General features: G+C 67.1%; 6 protein-coding genes, 1 tRNA gene and 1 pseudogene. 5 read left to right on the top strand and 3 right to left on the bottom strand.

From position 1 onward, the window contains the following. The 3 genes and pseudogenes from HUK84_RS09230 to HUK84_RS09220 all read left to right on the top strand — a co-directional run. A pseudogene (locus tag HUK84_RS09230) lies at positions 1-313 on the top strand (MFS transporter); the annotation flags it as partial. Between the two features lie 56 nt (positions 314-369). Next, positions 370-951: an LOG family protein gene (locus tag HUK84_RS09225; RefSeq protein WP_176640032.1), complete on the top strand. Its 582-nt coding sequence runs from the start codon at positions 370-372 to the stop codon at positions 949-951. 93 nt (positions 952-1,044) lie between these two features. After that, positions 1,045-1,121, top strand: a tRNA-Pro gene (locus HUK84_RS09220). A 209-nt stretch (positions 1,122-1,330) separates the two neighbouring features. Here the strand turns inward: HUK84_RS09220 and HUK84_RS09215 are convergent. Together HUK84_RS09215 and HUK84_RS09210 are read right to left on the bottom strand one after the other, a co-directional pair. Next, the gene (locus HUK84_RS09215) at positions 1,331-2,782 is read right to left on the bottom strand and encodes an amidohydrolase family protein (RefSeq protein ID WP_246285576.1); all 1,452 of its coding nucleotides are present in this window, start codon (positions 2,780-2,782) and stop codon (positions 1,331-1,333) included. Positions 2,783-2,892: 110 nt separating this feature from the next. Continuing rightward, a complete protein-coding gene (locus HUK84_RS09210) occupies positions 2,893-3,690 on the bottom strand; it encodes an aspartyl/asparaginyl beta-hydroxylase domain-containing protein (RefSeq protein WP_176640031.1) in 798 nt (265 codons plus the stop codon). 401 nt (positions 3,691-4,091) lie between these two features. Here HUK84_RS09210 and HUK84_RS09205 point away from each other — a divergent pair, with 401 nt between their 5' ends. Further along, positions 4,092-4,709: a hypothetical protein gene (locus HUK84_RS09205; RefSeq protein ID WP_176640030.1), complete on the top strand. Its 618-nt coding sequence runs from the start codon at positions 4,092-4,094 to the stop codon at positions 4,707-4,709. A 101-nt stretch (positions 4,710-4,810) separates the two neighbouring features. After that, complete coding sequence (locus HUK84_RS09200; RefSeq protein WP_246285575.1) at positions 4,811-5,182, top strand: hypothetical protein; 372 nt, start codon at positions 4,811-4,813, stop codon at positions 5,180-5,182. Positions 5,183-5,305: 123 nt separating this feature from the next. Here the strand turns inward: HUK84_RS09200 and HUK84_RS09195 are convergent. After that, on the bottom strand, positions 5,306-5,724 hold a 419-nt coding region (locus HUK84_RS09195; RefSeq protein ID WP_176640029.1), incomplete at its 5' end, for a ferrochelatase.

Here is a 5,724-nt window from a genome sequence, read left to right as displayed (position 1 = left end):
GATCCTGTGGCGCAGCGACGGCGTGGCCGCGGCCGACCTGGGGGCCGCGCTGACGGGCGCCGGATTCTCGCTGGTCTTTCCCGCGCTGGGGGTCGAGGCCGTGGCCCGGGTGGGGGCGCATAACCGGGGGGCCGCGCTGGGGGCGTTCAGCGTCTTCCTGGATATCGGGATCGGCCTGTCGGGGCCGATGCTGGGGCTGGTGATCCACGGCCTGGGCTATGGCCCGATGTTTCTGGTCGCGGCCTTATTTACCGGGGCGGGGGTCGGTGCCACTCTGCTGCTTCGGGGGCGCGCGCGAACAAGCGTCGCCTGAATCGGGCGGATCGCCGCCGCCCGCATCGTGCCGCCATGTTCAGGAGGATCGCGTCCATGTCCGTTGCTGCCGTTGCCGTGTTCTGCGGGTCGCGTTTCGGCGCCCGCCCCGATTTCGAGGAAGCGGCGCGCGAGATGGGGACCAGCCTGGGGCGTGCCGGGATGCGCCTGGTCTATGGCGGCGGGGATGTGGGGCTGATGGGCGCCGTGGCGGACGCGACCCTGGCGGCGGGCGGCCGGGTGTCTGGCGTGATCCCGACCTTTCTGCGCGCGCGTGAGGTGATGCATGAGGGCGTGACGGACCTGACCGTCACCGATTCGATGCATAGCCGCAAGCAGTTGATGTTCGCCCGGGCCGATGCGTTCGTGGTGCTGCCCGGCGGGCTGGGCACGTTCGACGAGACGATCGAGATCGTGACCTGGCGGCAGCTAAAGCTGCATGACAAGCCGATCTTCGTCGTCAATGTCGCGGGGTGGGCCGACCCGATGGTCGCCATGCTGCGCGCGGCGGTGCGTGAGGGTTTCGCCGAAGCATCGGCGCTGGAACTGTTCGAGGTCGTGCCCGACGTCGCCACGACGATGGCGCGGCTGAAGCAGGCCGTACGCGGGCCGGCGACCGAGGATGTCGACCGGCTCTGACGGCCCGATGACAAAAATGCATCTTCCCGCGCGATAGTGGGCATCGGGACCCTTGCGGAGCGGCAGGAGGGCATGTATAGCCCCCATCAAGTTCGGAGTGTAGCTCAGCCTGGTAGAGCACTGTGTTCGGGACGCAGGGGCCGGAGGTTCGAATCCTCTCACTCCGACCAGCCGCTAAAAGTCCTTGTGTTCAAACGCTGCGTTGTCAGTGGATTGGATTTCCCGGAAAATGCAAGGACATAGTGGACCGGCGCCGACCATAATCCATTGACAAATAAACGGTTTCCAAAGGCACCGCCTTTGGCGGGGTTCGGGGCAGAGCCCCGAAAGAGAGACCCCGGGACGGTCAAGCCGATACCGCATCACCGGCGCGGGCGCGTCAGCGTGGCGCACCGGCCAGGGATGCGGCGACCCGGCGGTCGGCCTGGGCTTCGACCGCCGCCATGTCCTGATGCAGGATGCGGCCGTGATCGACCATCAGCCGGCCGCCGACATAGACCTGTTCCAGATCCTGCTGCGATGCGGCGAAGACCAGCGTGGCGTAGGGGTCGAAGACATGGGCTAGGTGCGACGGGTCGATCATCAGGAAATCGGCGAATTTCCCGGGCTCCAGGCTTCCCACCCGGTCCGACGCGTTCAGCACGTCGGCGCTGCCCACGGTATGCAGCCGCAGGACGTCGTACGGGCCCATGATCGCGGCGCTCTGATATTTGTCGCGGATGGTGTAGAGGCCGGTGCGCATGTTCTCGAACGGATCGGCGACGTCGGCGCTGGCCTCGCCGTCCACGCCCATGCCGACGCGGATGCCGGCCTTGAGATAGGCGGGGATGTCCGCGACCCCCGAGGCCAGGCGGCCGTTCGACAGCGGATTCCACGACATGGCGCCGCCCGCGCGGGCGGCCTGGGCGACGATGTCGGGCGTGGTATGGATGAAATGGCCGAAGATCAGGGTCTTGCCCATCATGCCGGTCCGCGCGAAATCGGGGAAGACCGCCTGTTCGGACTGGATGCTGTCCGGGGGCTCCAGGTAATGGGTCTGGTTGGCCACGCCGAATTCGTGCATCAGGGTGCCTTCCAGCCGGGCCTCGGCCAGCGCGTCGGCGGGATTGGCCTCGAACGCTACGGTGCCGTTCAGCATGACCGACAGCAGCCGGCCGCCATGCGGCTGCGCCGCGCTCCATGCCAGGAACTGCTTCAGGTGGCGGCGCGCGCCGTCCAGCGTGTGGTCCCGGCCGCCGGCAATGGCCTGGACACCGTGCACGAAACGGATGCCCGAGGCCATCTCGGCGCGGAATTCCTGATGATTGACGTTGTCGCGTTCCGGCGGATTGGGCAGCGCGTCCCCGTAATTGAAATTATAGGCCCCGGTAATGCCGTGCCGCAGATGGTCCAGCGCGCCGTCCAGCGTGAACCAGTAGAAATCCTCGGGCGTGGCGTGCGCGGCCTGTTGGGCGTACAGCGCGTCGATCCATCCCGGCAGCGTCTTGTCCTGCGCCAGGCCGCGATAGGCGGCCTGCCAGAGATGGCTGTGCGCGGAGATGAAACCCGGCATGATCCAGTGGCCGTGCGCGTCGATGCTGGTTGCGGCCCGCAGGCCGCGCGGCGGCTCGCCCCGCCCCACCGCGCGGATGCGCCCGTCCGCGCCGACCGTCATATAGCCGATGAACGGCGTCTTCTGGCCGTCCGCCATCGAGAACACATAGGCATTGCGGACCAGCAGCATGGCCTGCGTCTCGGCCGCGCGGGATTGCGCCGGACAGAGCGGCAGCGCGGCCAGAAGCGTCATGCCGAATGCGAGGAGCAGCGATTTACGGAAGCGCGGAATCGTCATGATCGTCCAACAGGCCGTTGAAGGAGGGGCACGATGGTGCGCTCCCTGTCTAACGTTCCCGTTTCAGAATTTCTACGGCTTCGAAATGAAATGCGGGCGGGGGGCGGGATTCAGCGGGCGGGTCGGAGCGCCGGCTCGGCGCCCAGCGCGTCCAGCCTGCGCTTGATGTCCTGAACGAAGCGCGAATGCTTCACGCCGAACAGGAAGACGCCCAGCAGCAGCCTGGCGACGCCGCGGCAGGGGCGCCGGACCTGAAGCAGCAGGATGTAGCGGTCCTCGTCCGTGTCGTTCCAGACCTGATGGTTGTAGGTATCGTCGAACAGCAGCGAACGGCCGTCCGCCCAGCAGATCGTGTGCAGGGCGTCGGCGCCTTCGATCTGGATCCGGCATTGCGCGCGCTGCCGCGGCACCCGCAGGGCCAGGTGGTAGGTCAGCATGCCCTTGGTCATGCCGTAATGCCGGGGGATGCGCCCGCCCGCCTCCAGCACCGAGAAGACCGCGGTGACCAGCCCCGGAATCCGGGCGATCAGCGCCGCCGTGACCGGCGCCCGGGCGCAGTTTTCGATACGCCGATAGCCGTATCCGGCGAGGAAGAAGGATTTCCAGCGACGGTCCGCGGCGATACGGCCGTGGTCCGGCGAAAGGTCGCCCAAGGCGGGGATGTCCCGGGTGCGGAGCCGCACGGCTTCGTCACGGATCTGTTCCCAGTTGCGCTCCAGCATCGCGATCCACGGCATCCAGGCCGTGTCCAAAATCGCCCGGTCCGGCAGCAGCGAGCCGCGGATGATCACCCGGTCGATGCGGGGGCGCAGGTCCTTGCCGATTTCGAACAGGGACCGGCCTTTGAACGGCAGCCGCCATTTGCCGTGCGCCGCCTTGTCCGCCCGACGCGGAACCGTGTCGTTCATGATGCCTCCCGTCACCGTTCCGGAAGTATAAATTTGCAGCACGATGCCGATCCGGTTGTCAATCGGCGCGGACCGGAGCGCGGAAAACGATGACGTGAGACTGTTCGCGCAGAAATCGGAGTCATGGAGGCATAGAGCACGTGGCGGGACATGACGGTTTATCTGCCATGTCCGGATGAAGGGAAGGCGAATAGGAATGGTTACTGTTCGGTTTCCTGACACGAACTTCGCAATTCTGTGATGGCCGACGATATCGGTCGCCGGCCATAAACCCGCGGACCGGTTGAAAGAGCGTCATCCCGCCCGTGCCGAGTGGTTCGGGTCGTTACACATCGATACGCCGGTGGCCTCAAACCTCCTGCGGCGGATGCTTATATTCCGGTGCAGTGGAGGGTTGGGTCATGCGGCGATTTTTGACGGCAGGTATGGCGATGATGCTGGGCGGGTCGATGCTGGGGGGCGTCGCGGCGCCGGGCGCGGCCATGGCGCAGCATGGCGGTTTTCATGGCGGTGGCGGCTTCCATGGCGGCTATCACGGGGGCTGGGGCGGCGGCTGGCACGGCGGCGGCTATGGCTGGCATGGCGGCTATGGCGGTTATGGCTGGCATGGTGGTTACGGTTGGCATGGTGGTTACGGCTGGCGGGGCGGCTGGGGCTATCACCCGTGGGGCTATCACCCGTACTGGGGCGGCGGGGGTTGGGGATATCCCGGCTGGGGCTGGGGATGGGGTTGGCCGCTGGCGTTCGGCGCCGCTCTGGGCGTCGCCGCCGGTACCGCGGCTTATGGCGGGTATTATGATTATTACGATTATCCGCCGCCAGCCGCCGCCTATGGACCGCCGGCGGGCTATGCGTATCCGGCGCCGGCCTATCCGAGCCAGTCCTATACGCCGCAATCCTATCCGGCCCAGCCTTACGGTGCCGCGCCGGAAACGGCCCCGCCGATGCAGTCGCCGGTCGTGCAGTGCAGTCACGGGCTGGTGTTCAACCGGCTGACCGAAAGCTGCGACCGGCCATGACGTCATAGCGTTGACATAGTCCGCTGCATGATGGGGTACGGCGGTCGAGGCGGGGCCATCCGCCCCGGCCGCCCGTGTTTTTTTGCGAATGGACGAAACATATGCTGACGAACGGAATGCGCGGCCTGCCGCTGCTGGCGGCAGCCGCCCTGATGACGGCGGGCCTGGCGAGCGGGGCGCGGGCGGAGCCCGGCGGTTGCCTGAAATATGGCGCGGCCGGCGCGGTCGGCGGCCACCTGGTCCATCACGGGGTGGTGGGTGCCATGGGCGGATGCGCGGCGGGCATGTATAAACGCCATGAATACCGCAAGACGGTCCGGGAAAAGGCGGCGCTCTACGACAAAGAGCACCCGGTCGATCCGAATCTCAGCGCACTGGAACGCTATCGCGCGCGCAAGACCGACGAGCAGAAGGCGACCCTGTGGGACGCCGAGCATCCGCCGGGACCGCCGGCCGGGCCTTCCGGCCACTGAGCAGGGCCACCGAGGGACGAATGACGGGGAACGCATGATGGGGCGGCGCGCCGGGCGAAGGTCCGGCGCGCCGTTTTTCGAATCCCCGAAACCCGCCTTACGAAAACGGATTATCGGGGAAAATCATCCCAGCCAGCCGGACAGTTCCTGCCTGGCCAGCGTCTCCAGCAGGTCGATCGCCGGATCGGTGGCGTTCAGGCAGGGAATAAGGGCGAAATCCGTCCCGCCGGCGGCGGCGAACGCGTCGCGCAGTTCGTGGCCGATCTCGTCGAGCGTTTCGATGCAGTCTGCCAGGAAGCCCGGCATGATGACGGCGACGCGGGTAATGCCCTGCGCCGGCATGGCGGTGACCAGCGGCGCGGTATAGGGCTCCAGCCAGCGCGCGGGGCCGAAGCGCGACTGATAGGTCAGCGGCACCATCTCCTCGGGCAGGTCCAGCGCGCGGCGCAGCGCGGCGAGGGTGCGCGTGCATTCCTCGGCGTAGGAATCGCCGCGCTGCACGTAATCGCGCGGCAGGCCGTGGAAGGACGCGACGATCCGCT

It is taken from the genome of Nguyenibacter vanlangensis, from assembly GCF_013376155.1.
In the GTDB taxonomy this organism is placed as follows: Bacteria; Pseudomonadota; Alphaproteobacteria; order Acetobacterales; family Acetobacteraceae; genus Gluconacetobacter; species Gluconacetobacter vanlangensis.
This window is presented reverse-complemented; position numbering and strand designations above follow the sequence as displayed.

Bases quoted from the DNA above. Each gene is read 5' to 3' on its own strand.
- HUK84_RS09215 (WP_246285576.1), bottom strand. From the start codon at position 2,782: ATGACGATTCCGCGCTTCCGTAAATCGCTGCTCCTCGCATTCGGCATG.
- HUK84_RS09205 (WP_176640030.1), top strand. From the start codon at position 4,092: ATGCGGCGATTTTTGACGGCAGGTATGGCGATGATGCTGGGCGGGTCG.
- HUK84_RS09200 (WP_246285575.1), top strand. From the start codon at position 4,811: ATGCTGACGAACGGAATGCGCGGCCTGCCGCTGCTGGCGGCAGCCGCC.
- HUK84_RS09210 (WP_176640031.1), bottom strand. From the start codon at position 3,690: ATGAACGACACGGTTCCGCGTCGGGCGGACAAGGCGGCGCACGGCAAA.
- HUK84_RS09225 (WP_176640032.1), top strand. From the start codon at position 370: ATGTCCGTTGCTGCCGTTGCCGTGTTCTGCGGGTCGCGTTTCGGCGCC.